Below are 19,506 nucleotides of genomic sequence, written 5' to 3' on the forward strand. Positions count from 1 at the left end.
CAACATCACCGGACTCTACAGGTCATCAAGGTAGCTAACCCTGATTTCCGGAGAGATACAAGGTCGGAAAAGCCGCAAGGCGCCTTCCGACAATTATCCGCTATCGGAGTCAGTGTCGGATGGCGCTTTGCTTATCCAAGAAAAGAGAGATGGTATCTACTCTGACATCAAGAAACTTATCGGGAATGGTATCAGCAACGAATTGAACCACTGGGATCAGTGGTAATGGGTGATCACAGTGACGAATAGAGAACATCAAATTCAGGTCACTAACCGAGATGAAAGCTTTACCTGTGACAACGACAGCTTGTTGTTACAGGGCATGGAAAAGGCCGGTAAACAGGCCATTCGAGTGGGTTGCCGCAAAGGTGGCTGCGGTATGTGCAAAGTGAAAGTGCTATCCGGACACTACCAAACATTAAAGATGAGTCGGGCACATGTTAGCGAGCAGGAAGAGCAGCAGGGTTTTGTGCTGGCATGCCGGACTCAGGTGCAGGGTGATCTGGTTGTTGAGTCCGATCACTTTGCTTTAACCCCCGTGGTTTCTCCGTTAGAGGAAGCCTGATGAAACCGCTCACAGAATTGATTGATGCGTTAGAAATGATAGGCGGCTGATAACCGCAATAAAGCAGTGACTTAAACAACCGTAAAACAAGAACAAGAGGATGTAATCATGAGAAAAGGTGTAATGCGCCCTGGCCACGTTCAAATCCGTGTGCTGGATGTTGAAGAAGCTCTAAAACATTATCGTGATCTGCTGGGTTTGATCGAGGTTGAACGTGATGATAAGGGCCGGGCTTACCTGAAAGGCTGGACCGAGGTCGATAAGTTCTCCGTAGTGCTGACACCCGCTGATGAGCCAGGTATGGACTTTATGGGCTTTAAAGTGGTTGATGAGAAAACCGTCGATAAGCTGCGTGAAGAACTGATGGGGTTTGGCTGTAACGTTGAAGATATCCCTGAAGGTGAACTCAATGGCTGTGGCCGTCGAGTCCGTTTCGACACGCCAACAGGCCATAACTTTGAGATCTACGCCACTAAAGAACAAACCGGTAAATGGGGCTTGTCAAAAGTAAATCCTGAAGCCTGGCCTCGGGGTTTGACAGGAATTAAGGCCACCCGTTTCGATCACTGCCTGCTATATGGTGATGATATCGATGGCACGCTGAAACTGTTCCAGGAGGTATTGGGTTTTGATCTGGCCGAACAGGTACTGGACCCGGAAGGCAATCGTGTGGCTCAGTTCCTGACCGCTTCTATGAAGGCGCACGATGTGGCCTTTATCAAACACCCCGAGAAGAACAAGTTCCACCATGCCTCCTTCTTCCTGGAGACCTGGGAAGATGTGCTGCGAGCAGCGGATTTGATCTCTATGACAGACACTTCTTTGGATATCGGTCCGACCCGTCACGGACTTACCCATGGGAAAACCATCTATTTCTTCGATCCATCTGGTAACCGCTCCGAAGTGTTCTGCGGCGGCGACTATCACTACCCGGATCACGAGCCTGTGACCTGGACCACAGAAAGCCTGGGTAAGGCGATCTTCTACCATGATCGTCAGCTGAATGAGCGTTTCCTGACTGCTCTGACCTAAAACTCACTGCAAAGAACAAATATTCGCCCTTAAGGCAAATTGCCGACGGCATGCTGCGCTCAGCACGGCTGAGCTGCTGTCGGCAATACCCTGTTTTATCGAATAGAGAAAATATAATGAAAGAATTTAAGCACTTTATTAACGGTGAATACGTCGGTTCTGCCAGCGGGAGAACCTTTGAAAACCGTTGTCCGCTGGACAATAACCTGATCGGCCAGGTGCATGAAGCAGGGCAAAAAGAAGTCGATGCAGCGGTGAAAGCAGCTCGGGCTGCCATGAAGGGGCCGTGGGGCAAAATGACTGTGACAGAGCGTGTTGAGATGCTCAATAAAGTGGCGGATCGAATCAACGAGCGTTTTGATGAATTCCTGCAGGCCGAGTGTCTGGATACCGGTAAGCCTTATTCCATTGCCCGTCATATCGATATCCCGCGCGGCGCTGCCAACTTCCGTATCTTTGCGGATGTGATCAAGAGTGTACCTACGGAGTCCTTCAAACTGGATACACCGGACGGTCTAGGTGCACTGAACTTTGGCGTTCGTAAACCGAAAGGCGTGATCGCGGTGATCAGTCCGTGGAATCTGCCCCTGTTACTGATGACCTGGAAGGTCGGCCCTGCCTTAGCTTGTGGTAATGCCGTCGTAGTAAAACCTTCTGAAGAAACCCCAGCAACTACCACCTTACTGGGTGAGGTGATGAATGAGTGCGGTGTACCTGCCGGAGTCTTTAATGTAGTACACGGTTTTGGTCCTGATTCTGCCGGTGAATTCCTCACCACTCATCCAGATATTGATGCCATCACCTTTACCGGAGAGACACGAACGGGCGAGGCCATTATGAAAGCCGCCGCTGTGGGTTTACGTGATATCTCCCTGGAGTGTGGCGGTAAAAACCCCGGTATCGTTTTTGCCGATTGTGACCTGGATAAAGCCATTGAAGGCACCATGCGTTCTGTCTTTGCCAACTGTGGTCAGGTTTGTCTGGGCACCGAGCGGGTTTATGTTGAACGACCTATCTATGAAACCTTTGTTAAGCGTTTGGCTGAAACTGCGTCAAATTTAAGACTGGGACGTTCGGAAGATCCTGAAGTGAATATGGGCTCCCTGATCAGCCAGGAGCACAAAGAAAAAGTCCTGTCTTATTACCAATTAGCCCGCGAAGAGGGGGCAACTGTCGTCCTCGGTGGTGGTGTACCGGATGTTGGCGAAGAGATGAAAGCCGGTGCCTGGGTGGAGCCGACTATCTGGACCGATCTGCCTGATGATGCCCGAGTGGTCAATGAAGAGATCTTTGGCCCTTGCTGTCATATCCGTCCTTTTGATTCCGAAGATGAAGTGATCGAGCTGGCTAATAATACCGAATATGGCCTGGCTGCAGCGGTATGGACAGAAAACACCTCCCGAGCAGTGCGTGTTTCTGAGCAGTTGGATGTGGGACTGGTATGGGTAAATAGCTGGTTCCTGCGTGATCTGAGAACGGCCTTTGGTGGAGCCAAACAATCCGGTATTGGTCGTGAAGGTGGTGTGCACTCTCTGGAGTTTTACACCGAGCTAAGCAATGTCTGCGTGAAGCTTTGATTTGCCGTTAATGAAGGTTAATAGAAAGGTAACAACATGAACCAAGAACAGATTTTAGCCTGCGGTGATGAGCTGTATCAGGCCATGGTAAAGCGTGAGACCTTGCGTCCTTTTACCGAGCGTTTTGACGATATCACCATTGAAGATGCTTATCACATCTCGCTACGTATGGTTGAGCGCCGTGTCGCTGCCGGTGAGCGCATTATCGGTAAAAAGATTGGTGTCACCTCCAAAGCGGTGCAAAACATGCTGAATGTACATCAGCCGGACTTTGGTTATCTGACCGACCAGATGGCATTTAACCAAGGGGAAGAGATGCCGATCAGTGAGCGTCTGATTCAACCCAAAGCGGAAGGTGAGATCGCCTTTATCCTGAAAAAAGATCTGATGGGACCAGGCATCACCAATGCGGACGTTCTGGCTGCAACAGAATGCGTGATGCCTTGTTTTGAAATTGTCGATTCCCGTATCGAAAACTGGCAGATCAAGATCCAGGACACCGTCGCAGATAACGCCTCCTGTGGCCTGTTTGTCCTGGGTGATCAAGCGGTTGATCCGCGCAAAGTGGACTTGGCCACCTGCGGTATGGTCGTTGAGAAAAACGGTCAGATTATCTCTACCGGTGCCGGTGCTGCAGCATTGGGCAGTCCTGTGAACTGTGTGGCTTGGCTAGCCAATACCCTGGGTAGCTTTGGCATCGGTCTTAAAGCGGGTGAAGTGATTCTCTCTGGTTCTCTGGTACCTCTGGAGCCTGTGCAAGCCGGTGACTTTATGAGCGTCAGTATTGGTGGCATCGGTAATGCCTCAGTGCGTTTTGTTTAAGCCTTCCAACGGAACTGATTCAGGACAACGACTATGAGCAAAAAGTTAAGAGCGGCCATTATTGGCCCGGGAAATATCGGCACCGATCTGCTGATGAAGATGCAGCGCTCCGAGTGGATTGAACCGGTATGGATGGTGGGTATCGACCCGACCTCCGAAGGTCTGAAACGCGCCGAAGAGATGGGTATTAAAACCACCGCGGAAGGTGTCGATGGTCTGTTAGCCCATGTGATTGAAGATGATATCCGTGTCGCCTTTGATGCCACCTCGGCTTATGTCCACGCCGAGAATAGCCGCAAGCTGAATGAGCTAGGTGTGATTATGGTAGATCTGACACCAGCGGCAATTGGCCCTTACTGCGTACCACCCGTAAACCTGCAGGATCACGCCAAGAATCTGGAGATGAACGTCAATATGGTGACCTGTGGTGGTCAGGCAACGATTCCTATGGTGGCAGCGGTGTCCCGTGTACAGCCGGTTGAATACGGCGAGATTGTCGCAACGGTGTCTTCCCGTTCTGTTGGTCCGGGTACCCGTCAGAATATTGATGAATTTACCCGTACTACAGCCGGTGCTGTAGAGAAAGTAGGTGGTGCTAAAAAAGGTAAGGCGATCATCATTATCAACCCCGCTGAGCCGCCACTGATTATGCGCGACACCATTCACTGTTTGACCGAAAGTGAACCCCATCAAGATGCCATTACTGAATCTGTCCATGCCATGGTGGCGGAGGTACAGAAATATGTACCGGGCTATCGTCTGGTCAATGGCCCTGTGTTCGACGGCAACAAGGTTTCCGTGTTTATGGAGGTGGAAGGCCTGGGTGACTTCCTGCCGAAATACGCCGGTAACCTGGACATTATGACAGCCGCAGGTCTGCGCACCGCAGAGATGTTTGCTGAAGAAGCCGCTAATGGCGTTATCACCTTACCCGCACGCGACTAAGTGGAGGAGAGCACAATGGATCTTAAAGGTAAAAATGTCACGCTCCACGATATGAGTCTGCGTGATGGTATGCACGCCAAGCGTCACCAGATCTCTCTGGATGAGATGGTAGCCGTTGCTACTGGTCTGGATGAGGCAGGTATGCCTCTGATCGAAGTGACCCATGGCGATGGCTTGGGTGGTACTTCACTGAACTACGGTTTTCCGGCTCACAGTGATGAAGAGTATCTAAGTGCCGTAATTCCTAAGATGAAAAACGCCAAAGTCTCGGCTCTGTTACTGCCGGGTATCGGCACTGTTGATCATCTGAAGATGGCGAAAGATCTGGGTGTCAGCACCATTCGTGTGGCGACCCACTGCACCGAAGCGGATGTATCCGAACAGCATATCGGTATGGCCGCCAAGATGAATATGGATACCGTGGGTTTTCTAATGATGGCTCATATGGTCAGTGCAGAGAAAATTCTGGAACAGGCCAAGCTGATGGTCAGCTATGGTGCTAACTGCATCTACTGCACGGATTCAGCGGGTTATATGCTGCCAGAAGAAGTGAAAGAAAAGATTGGTCTGCTGCGTAGTGAACTACCTGCCAATGTGGAGATCGGTTTCCACGGTCACCATAACCTGGGCATGGGCGTTGCTAACTCTGTAGCCGCTATTGAGGCCGGTGCCAGTCGTATTGATGGTTCGGTAGCCGGTTTAGGTGCCGGTGCCGGTAATACACCTCTGGAAGTATTTGTCGCGGTACTGAATCGTATGGGTGTGAACTCGGGTGTTGACCTGTACCAGATTATGGATGTGGCAGAAGATATCGTCGTGCCTATGATGGATCACCCGATTCGCCTGGACCGTGATGCACTGACGCTGGGCTATGCCGGTGTTTACTCCTCCTTCCTGCTATTTGCTAAACGTGCTGAGGCCAAATATGGCATTCAGGCACGGGATATTTTGGTGGAACTGGGCCGTCGCGGCACAGTAGGTGGTCAGGAAGACATGATCGAAGACCTGGCACTGACCATGGCCAAAGAACGGGGACTAATCTAATGGCTGATTCTCAAAATAACACTAATCAAGAAAATCAGGTTAATAACCTGACTCAGCAACAGATCGAAGAGCTGGCCATTCACTGTGAAAACGCCGAACTGGAAGCCTATGAGATCACAAAGATCACTGATGACTTCCCGCAGATGACCTACAAGGATGCCTTTGATATCCAGTGGGAAGCCCGTCGTCGCAAAGAAGCCCGTGGTACCAAAATCGTCGGCATGAAGATGGGACTGACCTCCTGGGCCAAGATGGCACAGATGGGGGTAGAGCATCCGTGTTATGGCTATCTGGCGGACTACTTCAGTGTACCTGAAGGCGGTGATATCAAAACCGATGAGCTGATCCACCCGAAAATTGAAGCCGAGATCGCTTTTGTCACCAAGGCACCATTAAAAGGCCCTGGTGTACATATCGGTGATGTACTACGTGCCACGGATTTTATTGTACCGGCAGTGGAAGTGATCGACTCCCGCTACAAGGATTTTAAATTCGATCTGAAAAGTGTGATCGCGGATAACTCCTCATCCACCCGTTTTATTACCGGTGGCTGTATGGCCCAAGTCGATGAAGTCGACCTAAAGACTTTGGGCGTAGTGATGGAAATCAATGGTGAAATTGTGGCGACAGGTGCTGGAGCTGCAGTACTGGGACACCCTGCCGCATCGGTCGCCATGCTGGCCAATATGATGGGGGAGCGTGGTGAGGAGATTCCTGCCGGTACCTTTATTATGACCGGCGGTATTACTGCCGCAGTGACCGTGAATAAAGGCGACAACATTAATGTGCGTTATCAAGGTCTAGGTAGTATCAGTGCGCGTTTTGTCTAGTTCATGATTTTCCCATGGGAAAGCGTGAATGCCTGACATTGATACTTGATGTTTGATTGATTCTTTAGGGAAGCGGCCTTAAACAAGCCGTCTCCCAATCAACCTAACGGAACAAGAGTTTTCAATATTCTCTGCCCAGAATTGCCGAAGCTTTTTGTTGCGTAGATTAACCTTAATTGGAATGGAAACAGTATGAATTACAAAAACAAAAAAGCCGCTCTGATTCTTCCTTTGCTATTGGCTGCAGGTACAGCCCAAGCACAGAACTATGTTCCTGGGATTGAGGCGATAAAAGGTGCCGCAGCATCAGGCCCGGGTCTCTATTACAAAGCATATGGCGTTCGTTATCACGCCGATGAGTCAGATAATTTACCTGCTGGCAGTGAAGTAACCGTTAATGCACTGGCTCACCGTTTAATCTGGGTTACCGAACAGAAAGTTCTGGATGGAGACCTGATACTTGAAGCGATTCTACCCATGGTAAACACCGACCTTAAAGTGGGCAGCGTGATGAAAGATGAAGAGACTGCATTAGGCGATCTATTTGTCGGTAGTGTGCTGAGCTGGCACGGTGACCGTTGGGATTCTGTTGCCGGTGCGGGTATCTGGAGTCCAACTGGAGATGATAACTCACCGGCTTCACCGGGTAAGGGCTATAGCGAATTGATGCTGACATTGGGGGGCAATGTCTATCTGGATGATGCTAAGACGTATTCTGCCAGTGTGTTATCACGTTATGAGAAAGCGGATGACAGCGATGTAGAGGATAACCTGATTATGGAGTATGGCCTGGGAGTCAAATTGAGTAATGGTATTGAGGTTGGCTTTGCCGGTTACTCTGAGTGGGAGATGGGAGACGGCGATTCTGAACGCCATGCAGCCGGTATTGAGGCGGGCTATTTCTGGCCAAGTATTATGATGGGTCTGAATGTTGCTGCCTACAAAGAGTACAGCAGTAACGAAAGCTTTGAAGGTGATCAGCTGCGGATTGCGCTGACGAAAGTGTTATAGCCGTTTCGTACATCATCAGCAGTGCCACATGGAAGGGCATTGCTGAGCCTGCTTCAATTGCAAATAGAAAGGACAGATATTATGCCAATCGCACAGCTGCATATTATGGAAGGACGCACGGACGACCAGAAAGAACGCCTGATTTATGAAGTGACACAGGCCATTTCAAATTCTCTGGATGCTCCTGCAGAAAATGTCCGTGTCATTATTACTGAGATGCCAAAACAGCATTTTGGTATGGGCGGGGAGTCCGCCAAGAAGAAGGGGCGTTAGCCCTGGCGAAAAACCGAAAGCTCTATTCATCGTGCCTGAAAGTCGATGGTTAGCTCCGTCGCTAGAACTTTGCCGCTTATTTATCGTTTCGATATCAGCGGCTTTTTTTGTTGATATTGAGAACACAGACAATAAAAAAGGCGCACAAAGGCTTCTCTTTTAATTCAGCATGTAAGCAAAGTCGTTAACAAACGAGAGCTTGCCTGTGGTGTGGTTGGTGTTTATCAACCTCTCAACCCTGAAGCTGCCAGTCCATCTGCACCAGATTTCTTGCTTCGCAATTAAAGATTAAACCTACCGAATAAACGGTTTTGCCCTCGGAGAGACATTTATCGCCATAGCTGCGTTGCTGGATCTGTTCTAAAGCAGGGTTAGGGGACCCCTGATTTCTGGAAAATTTTCCTTAAGAATCAAGAAAAAATGGATGTCCTGTATTTGCAGGCTATTTCTGAGAATTGTCCCCTACAGAGATTTCGGCTTATCAACCTCATCCAGTCTGTATTACTCCATTAAGCCCGTTTCCACAGCAGCTCCCTGTGTTGCTTGTCGATTTGCGAAAAAACATTCGCAAAGAAAATTAATTCAGACAAAAACTGTGTTTCATTCCGCAATATCGTGACATTTTTAGTATGCAATATGGAATCATATTTTATACCATATAGCGTAAATAAACACTCAAACTAAAAACATATACAGAGACAAACAAATATGGATAACCAACGTCAGCAACACGAGCGCAGAGTATTATGCTCTATTCAACGAGGGTATGAGAATTCAGAAAGTGACATTGGTAAGCTACGAGCCTTTTTTGAAATCTTACCGACAAACGAAATTATCCCAATCAATAGCCCTGGAACAGAACTGTTTTGTGAAACGGAGCAAGTGTTTGTTACAGGAAGATTTTCAGAATTAAAAGACAAGTTTGGAGACAAACTCTTTGAAGTCGTTTGTATTCCAACTAGTTTCGAAATCCGAGAAGGCGACTGTCGATATGTGACCCGCCTAGGCTCTTGCTCTGACATAAAAGGGCTCACTTGCTGTCAAATATTTGACCACCCATTACCACCAATCGATGAACAAATTGTAGCCCTACCATCCAAGCCCTTAACTAAATCTATCCTACTTAGAGACAACGACAATATCTACGGTCCATTTGACTACTCCTACCCAGAGGGCTCATCAAAAGAAGAGCATATTCTACAAATCAAAGCTATAACTACACCGATCAACACCACTATACCTTCCTTCCATATTGGAAAAATATCTTCTCCACAATATATACAGTCACTGTATGAGAAAACTGGTCAACCCAGTTTACTAGGAAACATAAAAAAGTGTTTTGAAAACGCTGAGCTCATTGACTATATCTCGAATGACCAAGTAATTTCAACCTATGGTTCGAAGATCGCCCAAAATGCTGAAATTCGTATGTTCAACAAGGGTACTATCGCTCAGATTCGTAAGTCATTTGCTTCAAGCCATGACCAACGTAAATTTCCAGAACGTTTCAAGAGACTATTTGAGGCTTTAGAAATTTCAAATAGCTGGGAAGGAACAAGAAAAGATCTCATTGACAGTTTCTTAGTCACTAATGCTGGTAAAGACTTAATTGCGAAATATATAGAACAACACAGAGAAGATTTCTTCAAAGGCGAGAAGCAGGCTTATATTGAAAAGCTTGAAGACGACTACTCAACTAAAATAGCTGAACTGGAAGAGCTTCAAGAGAAAAAGGAACTCATTGTCTCTGAGATCAGAAAAGCTCAGAGGCAACGCGAGGAAATGGAACTCAACAGCGAGTCAACTGAAGCTCTTGAAGCTTTATCGAAAAAGCATCAAGAGCAATTCGATAGAAAGATAGAGCAAAAGAAACAAGAGTTGGGTAAAGTAGACAGCCAGTTAGCAGCACTCACTAGTAAATACTCTGAACTCGATACCGTTGAAAAACTCAGTGATGAAATCAAATACCTTGAACGACACAGGAAAAATGAAGAAAAATCCTGTGCGGAGATGCAAGTTGAAGTTGAAAGGGTTAGAGCGGAACTAAAGGCTGAGAATGAAAAACTCACAACTCGACTTCTTAAACTTAAACCAGATGTTGATGCCCTATCAGGGATCACTCCGAGGAAGAAAGGGGAGTCTATCAATTATTTTGTTCCTGTAAGAACTTCCACTTCCAGCGATCCTAATGAAATTAGAGATAGTTTGATTAAAGACACTCTAGGTGCGCTAAATAATCTAGGAAGAAAAACGGACTACAACACAGTAACTAATATTTTGACTACTGTTGCTCAATCACAGTTTACTTTGTTCTCTGGTCGCCCTGGTACGGGAAAAACGTCACTAGCAAAAATGTTAGGAAACAGTCTTGGTCTGCAAAACCGACTATTGAATATCCCTGTAGCAAGAGGGTGGACCAGTTCCAAAGACGTATTAGGCTTCTATAATGCTCTTTCTAGTTCATTCAACTCGTCTGCTACGGGGCTCTATGACCTTTTAACTCAATTGAATCGTGAGTTAGAAAACAAGCAAGAAGCAGCTCCTGCAATATGCTTGTTAGATGAGTTCAATTTGAGCCAGCCTGAACATTACTTCAGTCCATTTTTAGAAATGTCAGATCCTGAATCTAAGAGAATAGTTGCAACAGGAGACCAAGAAGTACCTTACCTTGAAATTCCTCAGTATCTAAGATTCCTCGGAACTATCAACAACGACGAATCAGTTCAAGCCTTGACCCCTAGAATGCTTGATCGCGCCTCCATTATTAGCTTTGATGAGATCGAACCTGATTATGATTTATCTCTAAATACAGCATCTAGCCTAGGGGAATTAGATATAACGCCTGTCTCGGGTAATCAGTTTATAGAAGCCTTTTCAGCCAAGTCTCTAGAGCTTCCTCAAGACATTGATAGAACATTGAAAGTGATCATCGATACTTTAAGAGATGACAAAGCTGAATTCGGAACATCAGTAAATGTGTCATTCCGTAAAGTGAAAGCTATTCGTGCTTACCATAACGTTACATCTTCGATGCATATCGATAGTAGATTTACAGCATTAGATTATGCAGTGAGTCAGCATATTATTCCGTTGCTCAACGGATACGGCAAGAATTTCGGTCAAAGGTTAGAACAACTTAAAAATGTTATACCTGACGAAATGGAGCTGTCTCAGAAGATGTTGAGAAGAATTATTGATACTGGTGAACAGAACATGTTCACTTACGGCTTTAACTTATGATTAACTGGAAATTAATCTCAGTTCATAATGAAGATGAGGTTGTGCATGACCTTAATTCAATCTCTGACGTGCAGATAAATATTAGAGAAACTAGCAATATACAGTTTCTGGTTTCTATTGATGAGCAATCTTTCGAAAAGCTGGGTTCCCCCCATATTGTTTTATCCGACATACCATTAGAGCTAGAATTTAGCCACTATGATGGTACTGATAGAAACTTCAGAACTACGGAGGAGTTAGGTTCTCACTCTTCTCGCTATTTTTATAATTTCTTCGGCGAGAGTGAAGTGAGTCTTTGCTTTGAAAAAGAAAACAGTTTATATCATTCTCAAACTATCAATATTTTAGCTAGAAGAGACAATGCCCAACTAGCCAACGAGATGTTGAGCTACATAACTAACCATTTAGATGATGCCGTTTCAATTTGCTTCTCTAGAAGCAAGCTGTCTGTTGGTTATGACGACTCAAAAAAATTCAATTTTAGCCGCTTAGATATAATTCATAGTGCTGTTTCTTACCTAACGGAAGCAATTCCGATATTTGTTCGAGAGCACAGGTATACATGGAAACCCGAGCTTGAACTTTCTGAGCAGGGGCAGCCAACAGGCTCTGATTCAGTTCATTGGGTTTTGACAAACCTAGATATAGTGTCCCCAGCTAGCATTGATGAAGCTAACCTTATTTATAACAATAGAGGGTATCGATTAGACTCATTGCCTAAAGAAAAGATCGTTAAGGACAGAGATACTTTTGAAAACAGAGTCATTCATACCTTTCTTCATGACATCATGCACTTTCTTTATGATATCAAAGAACAGCTATCAATAAAAAGCAGCACTGATGATGCTTTAGTAGATCAGGAATACGTTCGATTTGACCATACAATGCGCCAGTACACTCAACTAGCATTAGATCACAAGTTGAATCAGATAGACTCGCTAATCTTGTCTGTCGAGCAACTTAAGCGGATCTTTTCTACAAAAATTCCGGCTAAAAATCAGCCTGGTATTCAACCTAAACTAACGTCATATGTTGTAAGACATCCTCACTATAGAAAAACATTTGGACTAATAGAAAAGTGTTATAAAGCTCCTGCGCCGACGTTTGAAGGCGCAAGTTTATTATTGGGATTAAAAAACTTGTCGATAGTATACGAAACAGCTTCTCTTTTGATTGTCCATGAAACGATCAAAACCTGTTTTGATGTTCAGCTCAGTAATCAATGCTATAAAGAGCATGGCGAGCAGCACCCTTTCGGAGGTGTAGAGCGCCAAAGACCTCAAGGAGAGATTAATAATCACTTTAGCTATAAGAGTAAAGCCTTTGATATTGAGCTTTTATATGGGCCAAAGATATATCAGTTCTCATCAAGTAGCACTTCTGGAGATCTGGTTGATACAAGTCTAACAAGACGGAATGAGCATGGGGCTCACCACTACTGCCCTGACTTCGTGTTAAAGATCGAATCTAAACACTGGCATAAACCGATTACCATTATTCTAGATTCTAAATACAAAGATGCCTCGACTATTAGGCGCTTTGATATTGACATATTAACGCGAAAGTACTTATTAAACATACATCAAGTAAATAATCAAGGCAGGTTGGGTGTATCTCCTGTCAATTTATTACTGCTAATGTTTCCTCATGATAAGAGTGGGAGAATAGTTCGAGCAGTGTCTCCACAGCATTGTTTGAACGGCAAATACCCAGTGCTTCCGCAAGCTACGGCTATATTAGTGAAGCCAACAGAGTACACACTCTTAAAAGAGCACCTGCTATCAATATTAGAGATTATGAACTCTGAAAGGAGGCTAATTAGTTGATCGAAAGAGCATATTAACTCTGCGTTTCCTATAAACTACCCCACTTCCCTACTTTATTTTGACAAAGAAGTGGGGGAGCTTGGGTAAGCGGTAGCTTCTCCCCATCTGTTCAGAGATATTCCCTATCAGTGCTCTGGTAGACGTCAGTGTCACCACTGTCACCCCCTGCAGATCCGGACGTGCGCTATTAACGCATCCGGCTCTGACTGGAAGAAAACTGGACATCCAAATTTATCTCATTGATTTGTATACCTCTTTTGGGCCTTTGAGATTTTATCGCTCTTGAATATGCAGGGTTGCCCCAATTACTGCTATCTTGAGTAGTAATATCTAATTTACTACCCGCAAGGATGCACTATGGTTGATGAATCTCTCCCGCATAATGCCCACGATAATAGCTACAAGCTGCTCTTTAGCCATCCCGAAATGGTAGCTGATTTGCTCACTGGTTATGTCAATGAACCTTGGGTAGAACAGCTGGATCTGTCTACTCTGGAAACCACTAAAGATAGTTATATCAGCGATGATCTTAGAGATCGTGAAGACGATATTATCTGGCGGGTGCTGTGGCAGGATAAGGGGCAAAAGCAGTGGTTGTATATTTATCTACTGTTGGAGTTTCAGTCCTCGGTAGATCGTTTTATGCCGCTACGGGTGAATATCTATAGCAGTATGCTGTTGGATGATCTGCGCAAGAAGAATCAGCTGACGCCCAATGGTAAGTTACCCCCGGTTTTTCCTTTGGTGCTCTATAACGGTGAACGTAAATGGACGGCTCCGTTGGAACTGTGCGAACTGATTGATAGTATTCCCGGTCAAATCCATCTGTATCAGCCCAATATTCGTTACGCGCTGTTAGAGGAGAGGGCCTTTGAGGGTGAGCCTCTGCCGGAGGTTAAGAATCTGGTCTCGGCGCTGTTTGGGCTTGAAAACAGTAAAAAGCCTGAAGATATCCAGCGTATTCTGACCGCTTTGATCGAATGGCTAAAACAGCCGGAGCAGACGGGATTAAGGCGTAACTTTACGGTTTGGATTAAGCGAGTATTACTACCGGCCAGGGTTCCTGGTGTACAATTTGAACAAGTTCATGATTTGCATGAGGTACACAGCATGTTAGCGGAACGGGTAATTTCCTGGACTGAAGAGTGGAAGCAACAAGGTTTGGCTCAAGGTATTGAACAAGGTATTGAACAAGGTATTGAAATCGGTACTGAAACAGGCATTGCACTGGGTGAAGCTAAAACCTTGCGTCGTCAGTTAAACCGTCGTTTTGGTCCTTTCTCTGAAGAGTTAGACAATAAAATCAGTCAGGCGACAGAGCAACAGTTGGAATTGTGGCTGGATAATATCCTTGATGCAAAAACGCTGGATGATGTTTTCAAATCGTAGTGAGACCTTGATTAGAAAATTGCAGAGATACAATGGACCAAGTTTCTCGGCTGAGTGATAGCCGCGAGACTAATTCAGATACAAAAGAAAATGAAAAAGAGGAGCACCAGGCTCCTCTTTCTATTCAGGCATGCAAACAAAAACTGCTACGAACAATTAAGCTTGCTCTGCCTTTTCAGCATTGCCAGGCTTATCCGCTTTGCCGGATTTGTCAGTCTGCGCCTGAGCAGGATCAATCGCTTGATCTTTAACCTCTGCGTACCACAGATCGTGGTGCTGCTTGGCCCAGGTTTCGTCTACATAACCTGTCTTCATACCTTCCAGAGCACCTTCGGAACCGATAGTACCGATATAGATATGGCCCAGAGAGATGGCAACCAGTAACAGAGATACGCCGCCATGGATCAGGTTGGCGGTCTGCATATCGTTACGGGTCAAACCGAAGAGAGGGAAGTCAAGAACCAGACCACTGCCGACGACAACCAGACCCAGAATGGTCAGTGCCCAATACCAGCCTTTTTCACCACCGTTCAGAAACTCTGCACTCGGGTGTTTGTTGCCGATCAGACCACCGCCCTGAATAAACCACTTCACATCGGTCATGTTGAAGAAGTTATTCCCAAACCAACGGATAATCATCACCAGCAGACCAATAGAGAAGATAGGGCCGATATAGTTATGCAGGAACTTGGACAGTGCAATCAGGTTCTTCCAGATATCGTAACCAAAATATTCCGGGATAAAGTGCTTACCGTACAGAATATTCAGGCCGGTAAAGGCCAGAGTCAGGAAGGTGATCGCGACAAACCAATGCATAGCACGATCAAACAGACCCCAACGCAGAATCAAGCGACCTGTGCGGGGTTTGTCCAGCTTCATGCAACCCAGGGTCAGATAAACCAGGGTCAACAGGCCCAGGCTACCACCAATTGCATACAAGCCACCTGGGCTGATCCATTTGTTGCGCAATTCGCGCCAGCGTTCACCGCTTACATTGATCAATTGGCCATGTTCTGCGCCTTTTGATGTGGTGTAACCGACAGTGCCGTCCGACACTTCACGCCAGTAATCTGCCCCGGCAAAGTTGCCTTGCACTTTTGCTGCCGCATCATCGGCACCCGCGTGAGGGGAGAAGAGTAAAATAGCCAAGCCTGCCAAAACCAAAACAGCAAAGACTTGTAATAACGCCTTAACTGTACGGCTATCGGGCTGAGTTGTTTTTGTCATGATAATTTGACCTGAAAACGTTGCGTTGAAATCAGTGGGGCCGTTGCAGTCCGGTCCCACTGGTTAAAATGACCCAAAGGTCACCTTGCTTAGCAAGCTTTATGCCTTTGCAATAATATTGCTGGCATCAACGGCAAGTTCGCTGGCCAGAGCGGCCATCTGTTGTGAGTCCATCTGACCCGGTACCAGAGCTTCAGGCCCTTGTTTTCCAGGAGCGGCTTTTTGCTCATCCACAGAAGACCAGGCACCATCTTTATGACCACGGTAAACCACACGCTCACGGAAGATGTCAGACACTTTCTGAGCATCACCCGCTAGCAGGGCTTTTGTGGAGCACATTTCAGCACACAGTGGCAGTTTGCCCTCTGCAATACGGTTTGCGCCGTATTTTGCTTTCTGTTTGGCTGGATCTTCTTCCGGGCCACCGGCACAGAACGTACATTTATCCATCTTGCCACGCTCACCAAACGCACCCTCGGAAGGGAACTGAGGCGCACCAAACGGACAAGCAAACAGACAGTAACCACAACCGATACACAGATCCTTGTCGTGCAGTACGATGCCATCATCAGTCTGATAGAAACAGTCTGTCGGGCAAACGGCCATACAAGGCGCATCGGTACAATGCATACAGGCGACCGAAATGGAGGTCTCATTCGGTTCACCATCGTCAATAGTAACCACTCGACGACGCTGAATGCCCCATTCTGTCTCATTGGCATTCTTACAGGCGGTGACACAGCCGTTACATTCAATGCAGCGCTCTGAGTCACACAGGAATTTCATTTTAGCCATTATTCAATCCTCAAAGGTGATTCACGTCAGATCTGGCGGATCTGACGCACTACATCAATGTTTAAGCCGGTGTAACTTTACACAGGGTCACTTTGGTTTCCTGCATCTGAGTCACAGGGTCATAACCGTAAGTGGTGGCGGTATTCGCCGCTTCACCCACCACGTAAGGCGCGCTGCCTTGCGGGTATTTACTGGTCAGGTCTTTACCCTGGTACTTACCGCCGAAGTGGAAGGGTACGAATACCACACCACGGTCAACACGACGGGTTACCATAGCTTTCACTTTAATGCGGCCACCTTCAGCACCTTCCACCCAGACATCTGCGCCATCACGGATATTCAGGTTGTTGGCATCGTAAGGATTGATCTCTGCGAACATCTCCTGTTGCAGTTCAGCCAGCCAAGGGTTGGAACGGGTTTCTTCACCACCACCCTCGTATTCCACCAGACGGCCAGAGGTCAGAATAATCGGGTATTCCTTTGACACATCTTTCTTCTGGATGGATTCATACAGGGTCGGCAGGCGGTACATGGACTCGGAGTCTTTCCAGGTCGCGTAATCTTTCAGCAGGTCACGACGATTGGTGTACAGGGGCTCACGGTGCAGAGGGACTTTATCCGGGAAGGTCCAAACCACAGCACGGGCCTTAGCGTTACCAAACGGCGCACAGCCATGCTTAATGGCTACACGCTGGATACCACCGGACAGGTCGGTCTTCCAGTTTTTATCTTCAGCGGCTTTCTGCTCTTCTGCGCTCAGGTCTTTCCACCAGCCCAGCTGTTTCAGCAGCTTAGCGGAGAACTCTGGGTGACCGTCACCAATCTCACTGCCGACCGGGGCGGAGCCTTCAGCCAGCAGGTTAACGCCGTCACGTTCTACGCCGAAACGGGCACGGAAGTTCAGACCACCTTCAGCCACAGGCTTGCTGGTATCGTACAGAATCGGTGTGCCTGGGTGGCCCATTTCCGGGGTGCCCCAACATGGCCAAGGCATACCGTAGTAATCACCATCGGCAGGGCCGCCTTCCGCTTTCAGGGTATCGAAATCGAAAGTGTGCCAGTTTTGTTGGTGTTGCTTCAGACGTTCTGGGCTTTGACCGGTGTAACCGATGGTCCACATACCCCGGTTGAATTCACGGGTAATATCTTCGATGTAAGGAATGTTGCCTTCCACCTTGATATTTTTGAACAGCTGATCCGCGATGCCCCATTTCTTCGCAAACAGGTACATGATTTCGTGGTCTGTTTTCGATTCAAACAGAGGATCAACTACCTTATCACGCCACTGCATAGAGCGGCTGGAGTTGGTCACAGAACCATAGGTTTCAAACTGGGTACAGGCTGGTAGCAGGTAAACGCCATCGGTACGGTCATGCATAACCGCGGCGTGGGTTGGATAGGGGTCAACAATGACCATCAGATCCATTTTCTCCATTGCGGTTTTCATCTCAGGCCCACGGGTCTGAGAGTTTACCGCGTGACCCCAGTAGAACATGGCGCGGATATTATCTTTCTGCTCGATCTTGTTCTTGTCTTCCAGAACGCCATCGATCCAGCGGGAGACAGGAATACCGGAGTTGTTACGTGGGGCTTTACCATTGTATTTGTTCTGGTCGAAACGTGCATTTACCCAGTCAAAGTCCAGACCCCAAACACCACACCAGTGCTTCCAGGCACCGTCAGACAGGCCATAGTAGCCTGGCAGGGTGTGAGACAGTACGCCCAGATCGGTTGCGCCCTGTACGTTATCGTGACCACGGAAAATATTCGCACCGCCACCGCTGGTACCCATGTTACCCAGGGCCAGCATCAGGATGCAGTAAGCACGGGTGTTGTTGTTACCTGTGGTGTGCTGAGTACCACCCATACACCAAACAACAGAACCCGGACGGTTAGTAGCCAGCATCTTAGCCACTTTACGCATCTGCTCTTCGCCAACGCCGGTCACGTTTTCAACTTCGGCAGGATTCCAGCGTTTCACTTCTTCCAGCACTTCTTCCATGCCGTAAACACGCTGCTCGATAAACTGCTTGTCTTCCCAGCCGTTTTCGAAGATGTGCCACAGCAGGCCCCAAACGTAAGCTACGTCAGTGCCTGGACGGATACGCACGTATTCGTTCGCTTTTGCGGCGGTACGGGTGAAACGAGGATCAACCACGATCAGCTTGGCTTTATTCTGCTCTTTAGCGATCAGAATGTGCTGCATGGAAACCGGGTGGGCTTCGGCTGGGTTAGAACCAATCAGAATCACCGACTTGGCAAAGTGCATGTCGTTGAAGGAGTTGGTCATCGCACCGTAACCCCAGGTGTTAGCCACACCGGCTACCGTGGTGGAGTGACAGATACGTGCCTGGTGGTCAACGTTGTTGGTGCCCCATAGAGAGGCAAACTTGCGGAACAGGTAGGCCTGCTCGTTGTTGTGCTTCGCGGAACCCAGGAAGTAAACAGAATCCGGGCCGGACTCCTGACGGATCTGCTGAGTTTTGTCACCGATCTCATTGATCGCCTGATCCCAGCTCAGTTTCTGCCATTTGCCGTTCACCAGCTTCATTGGGTATTTCAAGCGACGTTCGCCATGACCGTGCTCACGCAGAGCCGCACCCTTGGCACAGTGTGCACCACGGTTGATCGGGTGGTCAAAAGCCGGTTCCTGGTGAGTCCAGACACCGTTTTGTACTTCGGCATAAACACCACAACCCACGGAACAGTGGGAGCAGATGGTACGCTTAACTTCTTTTGGTGCATCGCTGTAAGTGGTTTTGGCTTCCGCTTTACGGATCATGCCATTGCCCATAAAGCTGGCTGCCGCGATACCACCAGTGGTGATACCGGTATTCTTCAGGAAGCTACGACGGCTCAGGCCCAGACCCTTGCTGCCTTTTTCTGCTACGACGCTGTCGCCGGAGCTGTGCTTTTTCGTCAGTTTCATC

Annotated in this window: 15 protein-coding genes; 12 read left to right on the top strand and 3 right to left on the bottom strand. The window is 47.4% G+C overall.

The genetic code is table 11. The features are described 5' to 3' along the window. The first annotated feature begins 238 nt into the window (after positions 1–238). From H579_RS26145 to H579_RS0116930, 12 genes are all read left to right on the top strand, one after another. Positions 239–565, top strand: a complete 327-nt coding sequence (locus H579_RS26145; protein ID WP_051227779.1) for a 2Fe-2S iron-sulfur cluster binding domain-containing protein — start codon at positions 239–241, stop codon at positions 563–565. 108 nt (positions 566–673) lie between these two features. Then, complete coding sequence (locus tag H579_RS0116880; RefSeq protein WP_028301668.1) at positions 674–1,597, top strand: catechol 2,3-dioxygenase; 924 nt, start codon at positions 674–676, stop codon at positions 1,595–1,597. A 116-nt stretch (positions 1,598–1,713) separates the two neighbouring features. Next, positions 1,714–3,174, top strand: a complete 1,461-nt coding sequence (locus H579_RS0116885; protein ID WP_028301669.1) for a 2-hydroxymuconic semialdehyde dehydrogenase — start codon at positions 1,714–1,716, stop codon at positions 3,172–3,174. Positions 3,175–3,210: 36 nt separating this feature from the next. Further along, positions 3,211–3,996: a 2-oxopent-4-enoate hydratase gene (gene dmpE / locus H579_RS0116890; protein ID WP_028301670.1), complete on the top strand. Its 786-nt coding sequence runs from the start codon at positions 3,211–3,213 to the stop codon at positions 3,994–3,996. 33 nt (positions 3,997–4,029) lie between these two features. Continuing rightward, entirely contained in the window at positions 4,030–4,941 is a 912-nt protein-coding gene (locus H579_RS0116895; protein ID WP_028301671.1) for an acetaldehyde dehydrogenase (acetylating), read from the top strand. Positions 4,942–4,956: 15 nt separating this feature from the next. Further along, positions 4,957–5,985 (top strand): 4-hydroxy-2-oxovalerate aldolase, encoded by a 1,029-nt coding sequence (dmpG, locus tag H579_RS0116900; protein ID WP_028301672.1) that lies wholly within the window; start codon positions 4,957–4,959, stop codon positions 5,983–5,985. After that, complete coding sequence (gene dmpH / locus H579_RS0116905; protein WP_051227762.1) at positions 5,985–6,815, top strand: 2-oxo-3-hexenedioate decarboxylase; 831 nt, start codon at positions 5,985–5,987, stop codon at positions 6,813–6,815. Before dmpG ends, dmpH begins: the two co-directional genes overlap by 1 nt. A 192-nt stretch (positions 6,816–7,007) precedes the next feature. Further along, complete coding sequence (locus tag H579_RS26150; protein ID WP_051227765.1) at positions 7,008–7,826, top strand: SphA family protein; 819 nt, start codon at positions 7,008–7,010, stop codon at positions 7,824–7,826. Positions 7,827–7,847: 21 nt separating this feature from the next. After that, a complete protein-coding gene (locus tag H579_RS0116915; protein WP_425411355.1) occupies positions 7,848–8,099 on the top strand; it encodes a 2-hydroxymuconate tautomerase in 252 nt (83 codons plus the stop codon). A 708-nt stretch (positions 8,100–8,807) separates the two neighbouring features. Then, complete coding sequence (locus H579_RS0116920) at positions 8,808–11,339, top strand: AAA family ATPase (RefSeq protein ID WP_028301675.1); 2,532 nt, start codon at positions 8,808–8,810, stop codon at positions 11,337–11,339. Then, positions 11,336–13,165 carry a hypothetical protein gene (locus H579_RS0116925; protein ID WP_028301676.1) on the top strand — a complete coding sequence of 610 codons (1,830 nt, stop codon included), beginning with the start codon at positions 11,336–11,338 and terminating at the stop codon, positions 13,163–13,165. Before H579_RS0116920 ends, H579_RS0116925 begins: the two co-directional genes overlap by 4 nt. A gap of 357 nt (positions 13,166–13,522) precedes the next feature. Continuing rightward, on the top strand, positions 13,523–14,554 hold the full coding sequence (locus tag H579_RS0116930) for an Rpn family recombination-promoting nuclease/putative transposase (RefSeq protein WP_028301677.1): 1,032 nt from the start codon (positions 13,523–13,525) through the stop codon (positions 14,552–14,554). A gap of 156 nt (positions 14,555–14,710) precedes the next feature. Here the strand turns inward: H579_RS0116930 and H579_RS26155 are convergent, their stop codons facing one another. The 3 genes from H579_RS26155 to H579_RS0116945 all read right to left on the bottom strand — a co-directional run bounded on the left by H579_RS26155 (position 14,711) and on the right by H579_RS0116945 (position 19,505). Further along, positions 14,711–15,781, bottom strand: coding sequence for a formate dehydrogenase subunit gamma (locus tag H579_RS26155; protein ID WP_036566512.1), 1,071 nt, complete (start codon positions 15,779–15,781; stop codon positions 14,711–14,713). Between the two features lie 99 nt (positions 15,782–15,880). Further along, positions 15,881–16,576 carry a formate dehydrogenase FDH3 subunit beta gene (fdh3B, locus tag H579_RS26160; RefSeq protein WP_084624191.1) on the bottom strand — a complete coding sequence of 232 codons (696 nt, stop codon included), beginning with the start codon at positions 16,574–16,576 and terminating at the stop codon, positions 15,881–15,883. A 61-nt stretch (positions 16,577–16,637) separates the two neighbouring features. Next, positions 16,638–19,505 carry a formate dehydrogenase subunit alpha gene (locus tag H579_RS0116945; RefSeq protein WP_028301678.1) on the bottom strand — a complete coding sequence of 956 codons (2,868 nt, stop codon included), beginning with the start codon at positions 19,503–19,505 and terminating at the stop codon, positions 16,638–16,640. Position 19,506: the final 1 nt, after the last annotated feature.

This window comes from Oceanospirillum beijerinckii DSM 7166 (genome assembly GCF_000422425.1).
GTDB lineage: Bacteria > Pseudomonadota > Gammaproteobacteria > Pseudomonadales > Halomonadaceae > Oceanospirillum > Oceanospirillum beijerinckii.